The organism is Rhodoligotrophos appendicifer, from assembly GCF_007474605.1.
GTDB lineage: Bacteria > Pseudomonadota > Alphaproteobacteria > Rhizobiales > Im1 > Rhodoligotrophos > Rhodoligotrophos appendicifer.
In genome coordinates this window covers 100,986-115,704 of sequence record NZ_VHKL01000003.1, presented here as the reverse complement: position 1 = coordinate 115,704, position 14,719 = coordinate 100,986, and the positions used below count along the sequence as shown (strand labels likewise).

General features: G+C 58.8%; 14 protein-coding genes. 3 read left to right on the top strand and 11 right to left on the bottom strand.

The window, feature by feature from the left end:
- Positions 1–71: 71 nt before the first annotated feature.
- Both FKM97_RS07415 and FKM97_RS07410 read right to left on the bottom strand, forming a co-directional pair.
- Positions 72–425, bottom strand: coding sequence for a hypothetical protein (locus FKM97_RS07415; RefSeq protein ID WP_144291776.1), 354 nt, complete (start codon positions 423–425; stop codon positions 72–74).
- 110 nt (positions 426–535) lie between these two features.
- On the bottom strand, positions 536–766 hold the full coding sequence (locus FKM97_RS07410) for a DUF1127 domain-containing protein (RefSeq protein WP_144291775.1): 231 nt from the start codon (positions 764–766) through the stop codon (positions 536–538).
- A 120-nt stretch (positions 767–886) separates the two neighbouring features.
- Between FKM97_RS07410 and FKM97_RS07405 the strand changes: the two genes are divergently transcribed.
- On the top strand, positions 887–1,612 hold the full coding sequence (locus tag FKM97_RS07405) for an ArsR/SmtB family transcription factor (RefSeq protein WP_144291774.1): 726 nt from the start codon (positions 887–889) through the stop codon (positions 1,610–1,612).
- Positions 1,613–1,629: 17 nt separating this feature from the next.
- On the opposite strand, the gene FKM97_RS26240 is transcribed toward FKM97_RS07405, so the two are convergent.
- Positions 1,630–1,785 (bottom strand): hypothetical protein, encoded by a 156-nt coding sequence (locus tag FKM97_RS26240; RefSeq protein ID WP_170240807.1) that lies wholly within the window; start codon positions 1,783–1,785, stop codon positions 1,630–1,632.
- A gap of 215 nt (positions 1,786–2,000) precedes the next feature.
- On the opposite strand from FKM97_RS26240, the gene FKM97_RS07400 reads away from it, so the two are divergent.
- Positions 2,001–4,004: a BCCT family transporter gene (locus tag FKM97_RS07400; RefSeq protein ID WP_144291773.1), complete on the top strand. Its 2,004-nt coding sequence runs from the start codon at positions 2,001–2,003 to the stop codon at positions 4,002–4,004.
- A gap of 288 nt (positions 4,005–4,292) precedes the next feature.
- Here the strand turns inward: FKM97_RS07400 and FKM97_RS07395 are convergent, their stop codons facing one another.
- The 6 genes from FKM97_RS07395 to FKM97_RS07370 all read right to left on the bottom strand — a co-directional run bounded on the left by FKM97_RS07395 (position 4,293) and on the right by FKM97_RS07370 (position 10,862).
- A complete protein-coding gene (locus FKM97_RS07395) occupies positions 4,293–4,685 on the bottom strand; it encodes a Zn-ribbon domain-containing OB-fold protein (protein WP_144291772.1) in 393 nt (130 codons plus the stop codon).
- Positions 4,686–4,687: 2 nt separating this feature from the next.
- Complete coding sequence (locus FKM97_RS07390) at positions 4,688–5,842, bottom strand: thiolase domain-containing protein (RefSeq protein WP_144291771.1); 1,155 nt, start codon at positions 5,840–5,842, stop codon at positions 4,688–4,690.
- 38 nt (positions 5,843–5,880) lie between these two features.
- The gene (locus tag FKM97_RS07385) at positions 5,881–7,518 is read right to left on the bottom strand and encodes an AMP-binding protein (protein WP_144291770.1); all 1,638 of its coding nucleotides are present in this window, start codon (positions 7,516–7,518) and stop codon (positions 5,881–5,883) included.
- A 32-nt stretch (positions 7,519–7,550) separates the two neighbouring features.
- Positions 7,551–8,762, bottom strand: a complete 1,212-nt coding sequence (locus FKM97_RS07380) for an ABC transporter substrate-binding protein (RefSeq protein ID WP_144291769.1) — start codon at positions 8,760–8,762, stop codon at positions 7,551–7,553.
- 61 nt (positions 8,763–8,823) lie between these two features.
- Positions 8,824–9,768, bottom strand: a complete 945-nt coding sequence (locus FKM97_RS07375) for an SMP-30/gluconolactonase/LRE family protein (RefSeq protein WP_144291768.1) — start codon at positions 9,766–9,768, stop codon at positions 8,824–8,826.
- Complete coding sequence (locus FKM97_RS07370) at positions 9,765–10,862, bottom strand: LLM class flavin-dependent oxidoreductase (RefSeq protein ID WP_170240806.1); 1,098 nt, start codon at positions 10,860–10,862, stop codon at positions 9,765–9,767. The genes FKM97_RS07375 and FKM97_RS07370 overlap by 4 nt, the downstream gene beginning before the upstream one ends.
- A 252-nt stretch (positions 10,863–11,114) precedes the next feature.
- On the opposite strand from FKM97_RS07370, the gene FKM97_RS07365 reads away from it, so the two are divergent.
- Complete coding sequence (locus tag FKM97_RS07365) at positions 11,115–12,014, top strand: NAD(P)-dependent oxidoreductase (RefSeq protein ID WP_144291766.1); 900 nt, start codon at positions 11,115–11,117, stop codon at positions 12,012–12,014.
- An 18-nt stretch (positions 12,015–12,032) separates the two neighbouring features.
- Here the strand turns inward: FKM97_RS07365 and FKM97_RS07360 are convergent, their stop codons facing one another.
- Complete coding sequence (locus FKM97_RS07360; protein WP_144291765.1) at positions 12,033–13,307, bottom strand: acetyl-CoA hydrolase/transferase family protein; 1,275 nt, start codon at positions 13,305–13,307, stop codon at positions 12,033–12,035.
- Positions 13,308–13,349: 42 nt separating this feature from the next.
- A complete protein-coding gene (locus FKM97_RS07355; protein WP_144291764.1) occupies positions 13,350–14,483 on the bottom strand; it encodes an FAS1-like dehydratase domain-containing protein in 1,134 nt (377 codons plus the stop codon).
- Positions 14,484–14,719 lie beyond the last annotated feature (236 nt).

Below are 14,719 nucleotides of genomic sequence, written 5' to 3'. Positions count from 1 at the left end.
CGGAATAAGAACGAGCGGCCATTTTCGTCAACATGCTTGGTCATGGACCAAAAGGGGCATGCAAGGACGATTCAGCGGCCAGAACGCTTCTTGACCTTGCCGCCGGTCACGTGCGGTGCATAGCGCATGACAAGGGCATCCACGCGATGACCGTCGACGGCGGCCAGATTTTCGCCAGTCAACAAGTGCTCGATCGCCTTTTTTAGAAAGGATGCATCGGCCTTGGTCAAATCCTCACGCTGGACGATGGCGATCTGGCGCAACAGGATGTCCCGCTGCATGCGCTGAATCGGGGAGTCCTTGCTGTTCTTCGCCATGATAGCGAGGCGTTCGCCGATCGGTAAGCCGACCTTTTCCTTGGCTTCACGGGTTGTCATGTTGTTGTTCCTCGTTTGAGCCGGAAGCGGTTCGCTTACGGTGAGCATCTCATGCTTCGAACACAGTATCACAGATCCAACATGAATAGGGAGTGTAGGCGCTCTTGCCGCGGTCGTCACTTCGGCATGATCTCGAAGTGAAGGGTGGAGATCCAGGTTCAGCGCCAGAAGGGTTTCCGGCTTTCCTGCAGTGCCTCACGACGAGTGATGCCGATGTCGACCAGGTGATGTGCTTCCATCTCGCGGAGCGCCAAGCGCTGCTGACGGCGCTCGGGCCAATGACATAGAAGCAACCATGAGACATGTGCGATCCGAGACACGACAATCTTCGAAATGGCGCGGAGCGACCGCTGAGCGCTGGTCCTAGTGCTGTTTTGCGTGCCCGTCATCGTTCGTCCTTAGTTCGCGCGTGGCTCTCTCCTTCTTAGCCTTTCACCAGCTGACGATGTTTCGGCCGTCGCCGAAGCATCACTAAGGATTGCAGGTCGCGGATCTGCTAATGTTCCGGCATGTCAAATGTCGCTTCAGGCAACACGATTGCCGAGGTCGCCCACCTCATTGGCGAGGCTGCTCGAGCAAACATGTTGGCCGCCCTGATGGGCGGCCAAGCTTTGACGGCGGGCGAGCTGGCGCGCCACGCCGGCGTCACTGCGCAGACGACGAGCGGGCATCTTGCCAAGCTGGCAGACGCCAAATTGATCGTTCTGGAAAAGCAGGGACGACATCGCTATTACCGGCTTGCCTCACCGGACATCGCGCAAGCGATCCATGCGCTGATGGCGGTCGCAGCCTCGGGACCCAAGCGGCATCATCCGCTGGGCCCGCGCGACAGGGCCCTGCGGATCGCACGCACGTGCTACGATCATATGGCCGGAAGACTTGCCATTGCCATCACCGACAGCCTCTGCGCCCAGGGCTTCATCATCCTGGCGGATGGCGCCGGCATGATTACCGACGAGGGTCGCCGGTTTTTCGAGGCTTTCGGTCTCGACCTCGCGAAGGAGGTCCGGTCCAGACGCCCCTTGTGCCGAACCTGTCTCGACTGGAGCGAGCGTCGTCCGCATCTCGCCGGCCAATTCGGCACGGCACTGCTGATCCGGCTTCTCGACCTCGGCTGGATCGTGCGCATTCCAGAAAGCCGCGCGCTCCGGATTACGGTGGCCGGAGAGACAGGGATCGTCAGGACCTTCAAGATCGCACGCGATTGGCGCGGCGGCGAGAATCCCTTGCCATGACTTGCGCTACCGGCGTTCTAACTATGAAATCCGCCTGCTTCGGGGTGATCGTCGTTGGCAACGGCCCGGTCATCAGGACGAGTCAGTGCATTCATCAGCAGCTCCAACTCCGACAGATCATCATCCCCCGGCATACCGTCCCATTCGAAGATTTCATCCGGTGCACCGTTCATTCTTCACTCCGCACCATGCTGTCAAACTGAGCCAACAAACAAGCTAACCCAGGGTTCCATGAAATATTCCAAGTTCAACCAATTGCTAGGGAGCGTGTGAAGCAGCTGCCCCTTGATGTCTCTTGCCGACGTAAATTTGGTCCACAGGTGGCCTTCTTACGCCAGATGCGGTTTAGTTAGCCTCAACTCGGCCATAATCAGGGGTAAGCCGGCGCATGTTCGGTCGCTTTGTTATCAATCCGCCAGTTTTTTTCGGATCCGTGGCCGTCATCGCTATCTTTCTGATGATTGGTGTCATTCTCCCGGATGCCGCCTCCAATATCTTTGGAAAGCTGCAGATCAGCATTCTGGCCGGCTTCGGCTGGCTCTATCTTATGGCCGTCGGCATCTTCCTTACTTCGGCGCTGGTTCTGAGCATGGGTCGTTTCGGCCGTCTTAAGCTGGGGCCTGACGAGGCCGTTCCGGACTTCATGTTTTCATCTTGGATCGCCATGCTCTTCGCGGCCGGCATGGGAATCGGTTTGATGTTTTATGCGGTGGGCGAGCCTATCACTCATTTTATGGCGCCCCCGACGGCCGATTCACGGTCCATTGAGGCGATGCGCGAAGCGATGAGCGTCACCTTCTTCCACTGGGGCATTCATGCGTGGTCCGTATACGCTATCGTCGGGCTCTCGCTGGCTTATTTTGGCTATCGATACAATCTCCCCCTCACCATACGGTCCGGCCTTTATCCACTGCTGAAAGAGCGGATCAACGGGCCCATCGGACACATAGTCGACATTTTTGCCATCGTGGGCACGATGTTCGGCATCGCAACATCACTGGGTCTGGGTGTCACACAGATCAACTCCGGCCTGAGCTACCTGCTTGGTGTGCCGGTCAGTACTTCCGTACAACTCGCACTCATCGTTGGAATTACCGCGTGTGCTACTCTTTCGGTGGTCACGGGTCTCGACAAGGGCGTCCGCATCTTGTCGGAGGCAAACCTGGCGCTTGCCATCTTATTGATGCTCTTCGTGCTCATCGTTGGGCCCACCGCCTCGTTGTTTCGCGACTTCGTCCAGAATATCGGGCTCTATCTCGATACGCTGCTCCTGCGTACCTTCAATATCTATGCCTATGAGCCCACGCCCTGGATTGACAGCTGGACCCTGTTCTACTGGGCCTGGTGGATCTCATGGTCGCCCTTCGTCGGCATGTTCATTGCGCGGATCTCCCGCGGACGTACTGTGCGTCAGTTTGTTTTCGCCGTTCTGTTCATCCCAGCCGGGTTCACCTTTTTCTGGATGACCGTGTTTGGGAACACAGCGATCTTCATCGACACGACCAAAGCCAATGGCCGGCTTGCCGCAGAGGTCGCTCAGGACGTGTCGGTCGGTCTCTTCCAATTCTTCGAGTACCTTCCGTGGCCAGCGGTCACCTCCACGCTCGCCATCATTCTGGTGGCGACCTTCTTCGTCACTTCGTCGGATTCAGGCTCATTGGTCGTCGATGCCATCGCAGCCGGCGGTGAAACCGAGACCACCACTGCCCAGCGGGTATTCTGGTGTGCACTGGAAGGGCTCGTGGCAGCAGGTCTGCTGGTCGCTGGAGGCCTAGGTGCGTTACAATCGGCGACTATCGCCAGTGCCTTACCCTTCACCTTCGTCATGTTGGCTCTGGTATGGGCCCTTTTCGTCGGCATGCGTTCGGACCTCGCTCAAAACGAAGCGCATGCGGCGCGGCCGGTTGCCATCTCCGCTCAGCCTGCAACCGGTCTCACTTGGCAGCGGCGCCTGGCACTGATGCTGCATGCACCGACCCGCCAGGAGGTTGATGTATTCATCGCTAAAGAGGTGCGCCCCGCACTGGAACAGGTGGCCCAGGAACTCACCCGAACCCATCGACTCTCCCAGGTCGTCGAGGAAAATGGCATGGTCGCACTCAGTTCCCCCGCCAAGGGCGTCCGCGACTTCATCTACGGTGTCATGCCAGCTGCCCAAAGACTTCCTGCCTTTTCGGCCCTGGACTCCGCGCGACCCGACTATCGGTACGAGGCGCGCACTTATTTCTCAAGCGGCGGGCGCGGTTACGACATCATGGGGATGACACGCGATCAGATCATCGCGGACGTGCTCGTACAGTTTGAGCGCTATCTTCTTCTCGTACAGTCGCCAGACTCGCAACTTGTGTCGGCCGCGCCCGAACACGCTGCGGCTTCGCCGTCACAGGAATAGACCAGCAGGACGCGGCGCGCTGGACTCACATCCAGGCACCCTCGACGGTTGTTTGATAACTCTCGCCCTTTTCCGCCTTTGCGCCGAAAGCCCGCAGCCGACCCGAGCGCAATTTCGGGGAGACTGGTCTAGGAACCCCTGCTTTGCGCAGTTCTGGAGGTACCATGAGGCTGACCATCTCCACTCCCTCGAACAGCGGGGCGGCGAGTGTTCGCCAGCCTGACGGCTTTTCCGAAGCCTAAAGTTCTCAAGTCCAGCCATGACATGATTGCTCAGCAGCCCCGCGAATTAAGGATCAGGGGTAAAGAAGGGTACCAGCTGACCATCTTCTGCGGGCACGAAAACTGCTCGGACACGATCGCCAATTCGCATGCCCTCGGGGTCGGCGTCGATGATGTTGGTCATCAGGGTGACGCCTTCGGGCAAAGTGACCAACGCCGTTACGTAGGGCACGACCGCCCTACGGACGACGCTAAATGAATAAATCCGGCCTTCGCCTCTCGCTGCACGCCAGACTACAGCTGTGGACAGGCAGAATGGGCAGATGCGTCGAGGATAGTAATGCGGCTTCCGGCAGCTTTCGCAATGGCCTACCAGCAGCTGCGAGTTGTCCGCCGCATCCCAGAATTCATCCGTTTCGGGAGTGCGTGTGGGAGAGGGAATGGACGATTCAGAGTTCATGTTCAGAGCCGCTCAAGTATTGCAGTTGCACAGCCATGGCGACGATCGAGCATCCCACCCGTGCCATGGGCAATCGCCAGGTTACAATTCTTCACCTGGACAGCCGGATGGGCCTCGCCGCGCAGCTGGCGTACAGTCTCCAGGATCTTCGTCATGCCGCCGCGATGGGCTGGATGATTGTTGCAAAGGCCACCCCCATCCGTGTTCACGGGGACGCGGCCAATGCCGGAAATAAGCTGACCCTCCTCCACAAAGCGGCCACCTTCACCCTTGGCGCAGAAGCCGAGATCTTCGAGTGCGAGAAGCACGGTGATGGTGAAGCTGTCATAGGTGGAGAGATATTTGATGTCGTCCGGTTCGACGCCTGCTTCCGCGAAGGCCTGTGCGCCGGACCTCTTGCCAGCGGTCGTGGTGATATCGAAATCGGCGCCCCGTTGATATTTGATCCACTCGCCGGCCCCACGCAGGCGAACGCGCGGACGATCGAGACTGCGCGCGATCTCCTCGCGGGCGACGATGACGGCGCCCCCTCCATCTGTCATCACGCAACAGTCCAGACGATGGAGCGGGTCGGCGATCATGGGGGAGCCGAGCACGTCGTCCACGGTCACCACATTGCGCAACAGGGCGTGCGGATTGTGCTGGGCATGATGGGAGATGGCAACTTTGATCCAGGCGAGTTGCTCGCTGGTGGTGCCAAATTCATGCATATGGCGCTTCGCGCACATGGCGTAGGAGGCCGCCAGCGCCGGCCTATAGGGGAGTTCGAAGGCACTTTCGGGATAGTCGGTAATTTCCGTCAAAGCGCCCGGCCGCTCAGCCGCGGCTCGGGGGCGTCCTGCCGTGGTGATCAGCGCAACATTGCAACGCCCGGCCGCTATCGCCTGGGCAGCGTGGGCGACATGAGCAATCGGCGATGAGCCGCCAATGTCGGTCGAATCGGCAAAACGAACATTGAGCCCGAGATATTCGACGATCGACAGCGGGCCTATGCCCGGTGCGTCGCCGGCGCAGAGATAGCCGTCGATGTCGCTCTTGGAGAGGCCGGCATCAGCAAGCGCGCCGATGGCGACCTCGCCATGCAACTGTGCCACCGACTGCTCGCGGGCGAGACGCGTCGGGTGCTCGAAGATCCCGACGATATGGGCAAGCGACATTTTTCGACGTCCTCATCCAGGTGGTTCAGCAGCTTGTTTCAAATGATGCGGATCTTCTCCTGCGAACGCTTCCTCTTGGTGTCGCGGAGATCGACGCTGCGGGGATCTGTGCGCGGGTCGACCCCCTCGGGAAAGATTGATCCCTTCTGAACTTTTTGGGTCCCTGTCACCGGTATCGTCTCAATGAAGGCCAGCCATGCCGGCAGCTTGTAGGGGGCAAGCCGGTCTCGGGCCCGCTCCTGGATCGCTCGGGCGAGGTCGACAGAGGGATCAACTCCAGGCATCAAGACGATGCAGGCGAGGATCTCCTCGTCATGCAACTCGTCGGCAACCGCCATGACCGCGACACTCTCAATTTCGGGATGATTGATGAGCGCTTCCTCGATCTCGGCGGCGGCAATGTTCTCACCACTGCGACGGATGATGTTCTTGCGACGTTCAATGAAGAACAGCATGCCATCCTCCCTCTGCATGGCGATATCACCGGTGTGAAACCAGCCATTGCGCCAAGCCTTCTCGGTTTCTTCCGGCTGCTTCAGATATCCCGAGAAGAAACCATGCCGAGGATTGCCACCCTCCGCTCTGACGAGCAGTTCGCCCGCCATGCCAAAAGGCAATGGCTCATCGTTCTCATCAGCGATCCTCACTTCGAGCGGGGGTCGCGGCCTGCCGAACGCGCGGCCATCGGAGTCCCGCGGCTCCCGGCTATTTTGGATCGCGCGCGAGGTCTCCGTCATGCCCCAAGCTTCGACGAGCGGGAAGCCGAAGCGTCGCTCGAAGCCCTCTTTCACGATGGGATCGATGCCGGCGCCCTGACCGAACTTCACGGAATGACGGCGCTCGTCCTGGCTAAACGGCGCCTTCAACAGCAATGGCGGAATGATCCCCATATAGTGGACACATGTGGCTCGGGTCACGACGATGTCGGACCACCAGGTGGACGCGCGAAAGCGGTCCTGCATCACCATGCAGCTGTGCAGGCGGGCCATGGTGTTCAGCGTGTAGATCGAGACATTCATGTGATAGGAGGGCAGAGGGATATAGAGCCTGTCGCGACCCTTCTCGAAATTGATGACGCCGCCGGCGGTGCTGTAGCTTTCACCGGCGGCCAGGCATGACGCGTTGGAGATGATGCAACCTTTGGGTCGACCCGTGGTCCCTGAGGTGTAGATGATCATGGCTTCGCGGTCGCCCAGGCTCGAAGCGCTGCTCTGAATTCTGGCTGCGGGTGAGGGAAACCTGTCTGGCAGTTGCTCGCCATCGATCACGGGGACGGGGGTGGAAAGACCCGCGGCAACGAGCCAGAGATCATCCATGCGGGGCGCAGCCCCGACGACAAGCGCACAGTCGGCGAAGTCAATTCCATATGCGAATTCGTGATTGAGATAGCCAGGATTCAGCGGCACGACAGTAACGCCGACACTGTTCAGCGCGAGCAGATGGACGAAATGCTCGGGCCGGTTCCCGAGCACCAGAGCCACGCGATGTCCCGCCTGATAGCCGGCCTCCTGGTAGGACCGAGCAATTGCATCAACTTTGCCAAGCATTTCGCCGTAGAGAAAATCTCCCCCCTCGGCCACGTAGCCCCGATCCACCGATGGCGGATAACAAAGGAAGGGCAAATTCGGTGACTGGAGAGCCGCGTCACGGAACTGTTCGTAGACCGATTGAGCCATCGTTCACACCGGGCTAGGAGGGAGGAGCTCTGTCAGTTTTTCAGCAATGCGCATTCCGAGCCGGCGACGGGCGGCGAGGCCTCACTGGCCGGGATCATGCTAAGCTCCTTGAAATAGTCCCACTCGCCTTTGCTCTCCGCCGGTGTCTTCACCTGGAAAAGATAGAAGTCCCGCTGCAAATATCCATCCGCGCGGATCTTGGAATTCTTTGTCATGAAGTCGTCGACGGGGATCTCCCGCATCTTCTCGGCGACCAGGACGCCGTCATCCTTGCCCGCCGCAGCTAGCGCCTTCAGGTAATGCATCACTGCACTATAGTCGCCGGCCTGAAGTTCGCTCGGAGCCTTGCCATCGTTGCGTTTCATGAAGCGCTCTGACCAGTCGCGCGTCCGCTCGTTCTGATCCCAATAAAAACCGGAGGTGAGAACGAGGCCCTGGGCCGCGTCGAGACCCATACTACGGACGTCCTGCACGAACAGGATCATGGCGGCCAACTTCTGACCGCCTTCAATGATGCCGAATTCGGCGGCCTGCTTGATCGCGTTCACTGTATCGGCGCCACCATTCGCAAGACCTATGACCTCAGCCTTGGAGGCTTGAGCCTGGACCAGGAATGAGGAGAAATCGTTAGAGTTGATTGGGTGCCGGACCGCGCCAAGAACCTTTCCGCCATTGGCCTCGATCACCTCAGTGGCATCTTTTTCCAGCTGTTTGCCGAAGGTGTAGTCGGAACTGATGAAGAACCAGGTTTGACCGCCGCCCTTCGTAACCGCCAACGCCGTCCCGTGCGCCAATGAGTAGGTGTTGTAAACCCATAGAAAGCCGGTCGGCGAACACTCCTTGCCGATGAGGGCCGTGGACCCGGCTCCCGTCGTGATACTGATTTTCTTTCGCTCCTTGGCCATGAACTGCACAGCGAGAGCCACGGATGAGACGGGCAGGCCCACGATCGCGCTGACGCCCTCCTCATCATACCATCTCGTTGCGATGGACGAGGCAATGTCGGCCTTGTTCTGGTGGTCGGCACTGATGATCTCAATATCCCGGCCCAAGACCTTCCCCCCAAAGTCCTCAACCGCCATCTGAGCAGCAAGGACCGAGCCCTTGCCACCCAAGTCTGCGAAGGGACCGTTCTGGTCGTTTAGGATCCCGATCTTGAGAGGAGGCGATTGTGCAAAGCCCACGGAGGCTGTCATCAAGACGGCCGCTGCAGCCATGGCCCCGACGAAATATTTCCGACCCATCGACATTCCTCCAGTCTTTTGATTGTGAAAGCAGTCTGCTAGCGAAGTTCCTTCGTACCCCTCAGCTGTTCTGCAGTCGGAGCCCCGGCCTGGGCCAATCAGCCGCCAACAGGATCCCAGTGCCGGAAAGAGTGATGAACGCTGTTCTGAGGTCGGAGCCGCCGAAGCAGATGTTGGTGCTGTAGGGTTCAGGCGCCTCATGGAATTCGGCGAGGTCGCCGTTTGGTGTGACAACCGCAACACCACCGGTCACCAGGGTTGCTATGCAGATGTTTCCGGCTTCTTCAACGGCCAGGGAATCGAAGCGGCTGTAACCAGGCAAGCCATGGACGATCTTACCCCCGTGGGGCGATGGCCATGGATCCTTGGCGACCTCACCGGTGCCGATGATCGGCCACGACCATAGCCGGCTCGTATCGGTCTCCGACACATAGAGGGTCCGGCCATCCGGTGAAAGTCCCACGCCGTTTGGCATAAAGATCGGAAATATCGCCCGCTTGATAAGGGAGCCGTCGAGGCGGGCGTAGTAGACGGCTCCTCGATAAATGACGGTCTCGTGAACCTTGCCGAGGTCGGTGAACCAGAAACCACCGGCGCCATCGAAGATGATGTCATTGGGGCCACGTAGCGGCTGGCCGTCGCACTCGGTCAAGATGGTTTCGACTTTGCCGGTGGACAGGTCGACGCGCTGAATCGAACCGTCCGGATGGCCAGGAGCTCCGCCCGTGGGGCGACGACGGCCATCAGGGCCCTGTATGAAGGTCAAGCCACCATTGTTACAGACATAAATGTGACCATCGGGTCCGATGGCAGCTCCGTTGGGGCCGCCGCCAACATGGGCCACGACGGTCTTGTGACCATCGGGGGAAATCCGCGTCAAATCGCCGGCAGCCATCTCGACAACAAGGATGGAGCCGTCGCTGAGGGCGACCGGCCCTTCAGGAAAGCGGAGGCCGGTTGCGACTACCCGACCGTTCAGGGGCAACCTCCTGGTCGAGGTGGTCACGCAATCTTCCGATTTTCTTGGTGGATCGGTGTGGAAACCTTGGCGCCGATGTTACTTACGTGCGGCAAGACCTCTTTCGCGAAGAAGCGGAGCATTTTCAAAGTTTTCTGCATGCCATAATAGGGCGGGTAGTGGATCATGATCGAAGTCACGCCGACCTTTGCGAGGTCTTCGATCTGACGGATCACCGTCTCCGGCGATCCGTGCAGGATCGTATTGCGAACGACCTTGTCATAGGTGAAATCGTCGGCACCGGACTTCTCGGTCACGTCGCCTAGGTATTTGCCCGTGCCCACAAGGAAGCTCCGCATGTGGCGGACAATACCTTCCTCGCTATCTTCGCGCGCCTTGGCGTCCGTCTCCGCGACATAGACCATGCGGACAACGTCGGTCTGACCGAAGGCAGGGTTCTGAGCGAGCAGGGCGGGGGCCTCGTGCATATGCCGGCGATAAAGATCAATATGCTGTCCGAGCACCTCGGCACTGGGCAGAGACGATTGCATCAGCCCGAAGCCATTGCGGGCCGCCTGGATGATCGAGCCATCAGTGCCGGCACCGAGATAAATCGGAGGGTGCGGCCGTTGGATGGGCTGGGGAAAAATCTCGCGATCTTCTGGGATCTTGATCGTGAAGTACTTGCCCTGATGCATCATCCGCTTCTTGTGGAAACCATCAAGGATAAGAGGGATGGCCTCCTGCTGGATAGCGCGGCGCTCTTCGTAGTCCACCCCCAGACCGTCGAATTCGTAAGGCCGGTAGCCGGAACCAAGACCCAGCTGAAACCGCCCCTTGCTCAGGATGTCGATGAAGGCGGCATTCTCGACGATGCGCATTGGATGATGCAGCGGAACGACCATGACGCCTGCACAGAGCTTGATCCGTGACGTTTTGGCTGCAAGATACGCCAGGTAGGCGAAAGGATCGGGTAGGATCCCGTAAGTGTTGGAAAAGTGATGCTCCGCGATCCAGACGGAATCAAAGCCGTCTTCTTCGGCCTCCATCACCTCGCCGGTAACGCGATCATGCACAGTCTGGTGTGGATAAGGCTCTGTCGCCGCATCGGGATGGGATGTGAGCAGGATTCCGATCTTCACTTTTATCCTCCTGGGTTCTCGTCGTTCCCCGAAGCGGCGGGGCAGGGCATTCGGTCCCAATTGACCCATAGTCCCAGCGACCCTAAAAATTGTAAATACACCATTGAAATTGTACATGTACAATAACTTGATAAGCTCTGCCGATTTGAGATCTATTGTACGAGGGCAATTCTCGTTGTGTGTTTACAACACAGATCATCCTTCTTATCGTCGCGGCAGAAGTTGCGGAAGCACTCTGTCTGGGAGGATGCAATGAAAGTCGGATATATCGGCCTCGGCCACATGGGTGGCGCCCTTGCCGCAAGGCTGCAGTTGTCGCAACCCTTGTTCGTTTTCGACCTTCGTGCCGCCAATATCGAGGCCCTAACCAGACTCGGGGCGACGGCTTGCCAAAGTAACAGGGAAGTTGGCGAAAAGAGCGACATCGTTCTCCTGTCGCTGCAGACTTCGGAGCAGGTTCGTGAAGTTATCTTTGGCAAGGATGGACTGCGCGAGGGCCTAGCGCGTGGCACCATGATCATCGACCAGACGACGGGCGATGCGAATGCGACGCGCCAGATGGCCAAGGAACTCGAGACTGACGGGATCGAATTGATTGATGGTCCGGTGAGCGGCGGTCCTCCCGGTGCTGCGGCAGGCACGATTGCAATCATGGTCGGCGGTACCGAGGTCCAATTCGCGCGCGCAGAGCCGGTTCTCAGGATGATCAGCTCCAACGTGGTCCATACCGGTGTTCTCGGGACTGGTCAGGTCATCAAGCTTGCGAACAACCTGCTCAACGCGGCACAAAGGCTGCTGACCTTCGAAGTGATGTGCCTGGCGGTCAAGAACGGCGCCACGCCCCAAAAGACCTGGGAGGTCATGGTCAAGAGCTCCGGCCGCAACTTCATGCTCGAGCACACGTTTCCTAAGCATATCCTCACGGGCGAGCTTGCTCAGGGTTTTACCCTTGGCCTTATGCACAAGGACGTGCGACTGGCGCAGGATCTGGCGGCCGCCTCGGACGTGCCGATGTTCTTTGGCTCAACGGTGCTGGCGCTCTACCGCGACTTGGCCAATGAATTCGGCAGGGATGGCGAGGTCAATCTCGGGGTGAAGCTATTCGAGCGGCTCTCCGGCGCCACAATCACACCGCCAGGCGCTCATGGGTAGAATTCTGGCGGGGCTACCTCAATATCGCCGCGACAGCAGTCGGTGAGTTTCGCGGTCGAGGGTCTCATGAAAATCCGGGTGTGCGATAGCGATAAGCCGCCGCGCCCGCTCTGCAATTGTTTGGCCCTTCAGCTCGGCGACGCCAAATTCCGTAATCACGATGTCTACGTCCGCGCGATGGGTTGTAACGCTGCCGCTGAGGCGGTGTGTGATCCGACTCAGCGTGCCGCCACCCGCCGTCGAGCGCATCGCGATAATCGAGTGACCGCGCGATGAGCGTTGGGCCGCGCGGACAAAGTCCGGTTGACCGCCAATCGTGCCTACGAAGCCTTCCGCCGTGTGTTCAGCTCCAACCTGTCCTGTGAGGTCAACTTCTAAGGCTGAATTGATCGACACCAGTTGCGGTAGGCGAGCGAGCGTCGAATCCGCGTAGAGATAGGAGCTGGGCATCACTGCAAACGCCGGATTGCGATCAATGAAGCGATACAGACGCGACGTGCCGAAAACGGTGCCTGTGGTCGAGATCCCCGTATCAATTGGTTTGAGCCCGTTGGTGATGACACCGCGTTCCACCAGATCTATGACGGCATCGCCGATCACCCCGCTGTGGATGGCAAGATCACGCCGATCGCTCAGGGCGCCAAGCACCGCATCCGGCAGCGAGCCGACGCCGAGCTGCAACGTGGCGCCATCTTCGATGAATGCGGCCGTGTGACGGCCAATTGCCGCATCGATCTCATTAGGTTTTCCGCCTGGGACCTCGATAGGCGGCCGCGATACGCGGAGGATAGCGTCTATGCCGTCCTCTTTGGCGAGCGCATTGCCATAGGTCCACGGGACCTGGTCGTTAATTTCCGCAATGACAATCCGGGCTACCGCCATTGCATCGCGAATGTAGTCATTAACAAGTCCAAGGCTGTGACGTCCATCTGGACCCGGCTCGCTCAATTGAATGAACGCCACGTCACAGCCGATCAGGCCGTCGCGGATGTAGGATCCGACCTGAGAGGCATGGCAAGGTATGATATCGAGCCGGCCGCGAGCGGCAAGTTTGCGCAGGGAACCTACCGCGCCAAAGCTTGAGAAGCTGACATGATCCGATCCCGCTCTCTCCAGGGTAGAGGAGAAGCACGTACCTACAAAAGCTGAAACTCCGCCTAATTCGGGAGCTTCGGTTATCAACGCCTGGGACAAAGAGGTTGGTTCTGCCGTGCCCTGAGCCCATACGACGCGATCTCCTTTGTGCAGGAGGCTGGAGAGGAACGGCGTGTTGGGCTCAAGCTCGATCGGCATTCGGGTTTGTTTGTGATTTCAGTCAAGAGAACGACCTTATAATCACCGACTTGGAAGTTCCACGACAGCTGATCCACGGGCGGATAGTTCGCCATCCTGCGTTAGCGCTTCTTGGGTTATCTCCACCAATTTGCGGCCGGCCTCATCGAACTTCCGCGTAACGCTGCTGTCGATGAAAATGGTATCGCCCTCAGGATTGTGGCGGCGAATCTGGCACTTCGCCTGCCGCAGGAAACCATCGTCGCCCATCCAGTTGGTGACGTGGTGGGTTAACCAGGAGCAGCGCTCGGGTCCATAATCATAGGCGCCGGGTGCGCCCACGGCGAGGGCGAGTTCCGCCTCCCAATGGACGCGCTCCGGACAGTCGGGTACGCCAAAGCGGTTCTTGATCCCAAGGCCAGGGTGTTTTTTGATCTGCTTCCAGTTGAGTTTGTTCGCGCGCACATAGAGGCCGCCCCAGCCCTGCGCGTAAGCGATGAAACCGGACACCGTCATTGGTCCCTTCACCATCCGCGGAAGCTTGTCGCCTATGTTGACGTCATCCCAGTAGCGCGGAGTGGATCCGCGGATCTCTTCCCGCTCATAGAGGTCGAAGATCTCCTCCAACTCGCTGTCGGAATAGTATTTCGGGGCCTTGGCCTTCGCTTCAGTGTATTTCGTACCCTTCTCACGGGCGAGATTGCGATCGGTGCGAAAACACCAACTTTCGGCCTCGGCGACAAGCTCCCCCCGCTGGTTGAAAAAGTTCACATGGTAGATCTGCTGGATGGCGCGACCTGCAAAACGGGTCTCGTGTTCAACCAGATCCTTCAGCCAAGCCTCGGTCGTGAAACTGTCATTGCGGTAGACCGGCTTATGCCAAGTCCAATCCGCACCCGACCACATTGCATGGACGCCCGGTAGGCCGCCGACATATCCAGAGATGATGCGGCTGCAAGCGAACAAGAAGCTCGGTGGTGCGATCAGCCCACGATAACGCGTTTGAGCTGCATATTCAGGATCACACCAGAGTGGATTGTCGTCGCCCATGCCGTGCGCGTAGTGGCGGATGTTGTCGCGCGTCGCCTCATAGCACCAGGGCTCAAGGGTATCCTCGATCCGTTTGCCGATCCGGCCCCGGAGGTCGGCGAGAGCGCCTTCCGTAATCTTCGGGAAGTTATGGGTTTCCTGATTCATGGCGCCCTCCGTGCGGCTCTTAGTGCCGTGCTCGCCCGGCGTTGAGCCGGGGCTAAGGAGACGGCGATGTCAGATCGACTATCGCTAACTCATATTAATTGTCAATGCGCTATGTTTATTGTCCATATACAATAACATCAATGAGATCAGGGATGGTTTTGGATAGCCTTCATTGGCATGCTCGAGTTGACTGGGCGCGAAGCTCTTATGGGTATTGACTTGAGGGACATGCCGGA

What these genes read in the sequence shown, in the direction of transcription:
- FKM97_RS07365 (WP_144291766.1), top strand. Translation starts at nt 11,115, where the DNA reads ATGAAAGTCGGATATATCGGCCTCGGCCACATGGGTGGCGCCCTTGCC.
- FKM97_RS26240 (WP_170240807.1), bottom strand. Translation starts at nt 1,785, where the DNA reads ATGAACGGTGCACCGGATGAAATCTTCGAATGGGACGGTATGCCGGGG.
- FKM97_RS07360 (WP_144291765.1), bottom strand. Translation starts at nt 13,307, where the DNA reads ATGCCGATCGAGCTTGAGCCCAACACGCCGTTCCTCTCCAGCCTCCTG.
- FKM97_RS07415 (WP_144291776.1), bottom strand. Translation starts at nt 425, where the DNA reads ATGCTCACCGTAAGCGAACCGCTTCCGGCTCAAACGAGGAACAACAAC.
- FKM97_RS07355 (WP_144291764.1), bottom strand. Translation starts at nt 14,483, where the DNA reads ATGAATCAGGAAACCCATAACTTCCCGAAGATTACGGAAGGCGCTCTC.
- FKM97_RS07410 (WP_144291775.1), bottom strand. Translation starts at nt 766, where the DNA reads ATGACGGGCACGCAAAACAGCACTAGGACCAGCGCTCAGCGGTCGCTC.
- FKM97_RS07380 (WP_144291769.1), bottom strand. Translation starts at nt 8,762, where the DNA reads ATGGGTCGGAAATATTTCGTCGGGGCCATGGCTGCAGCGGCCGTCTTG.
- FKM97_RS07395 (WP_144291772.1), bottom strand. Translation starts at nt 4,685, where the DNA reads ATGAACTCTGAATCGTCCATTCCCTCTCCCACACGCACTCCCGAAACG.
- FKM97_RS07385 (WP_144291770.1), bottom strand. Translation starts at nt 7,518, where the DNA reads ATGGCTCAATCGGTCTACGAACAGTTCCGTGACGCGGCTCTCCAGTCA.
- FKM97_RS07390 (WP_144291771.1), bottom strand. Translation starts at nt 5,842, where the DNA reads ATGTCGCTTGCCCATATCGTCGGGATCTTCGAGCACCCGACGCGTCTC.
- FKM97_RS07405 (WP_144291774.1), top strand. Translation starts at nt 887, where the DNA reads ATGTCAAATGTCGCTTCAGGCAACACGATTGCCGAGGTCGCCCACCTC.
- FKM97_RS07400 (WP_144291773.1), top strand. Translation starts at nt 2,001, where the DNA reads ATGTTCGGTCGCTTTGTTATCAATCCGCCAGTTTTTTTCGGATCCGTG.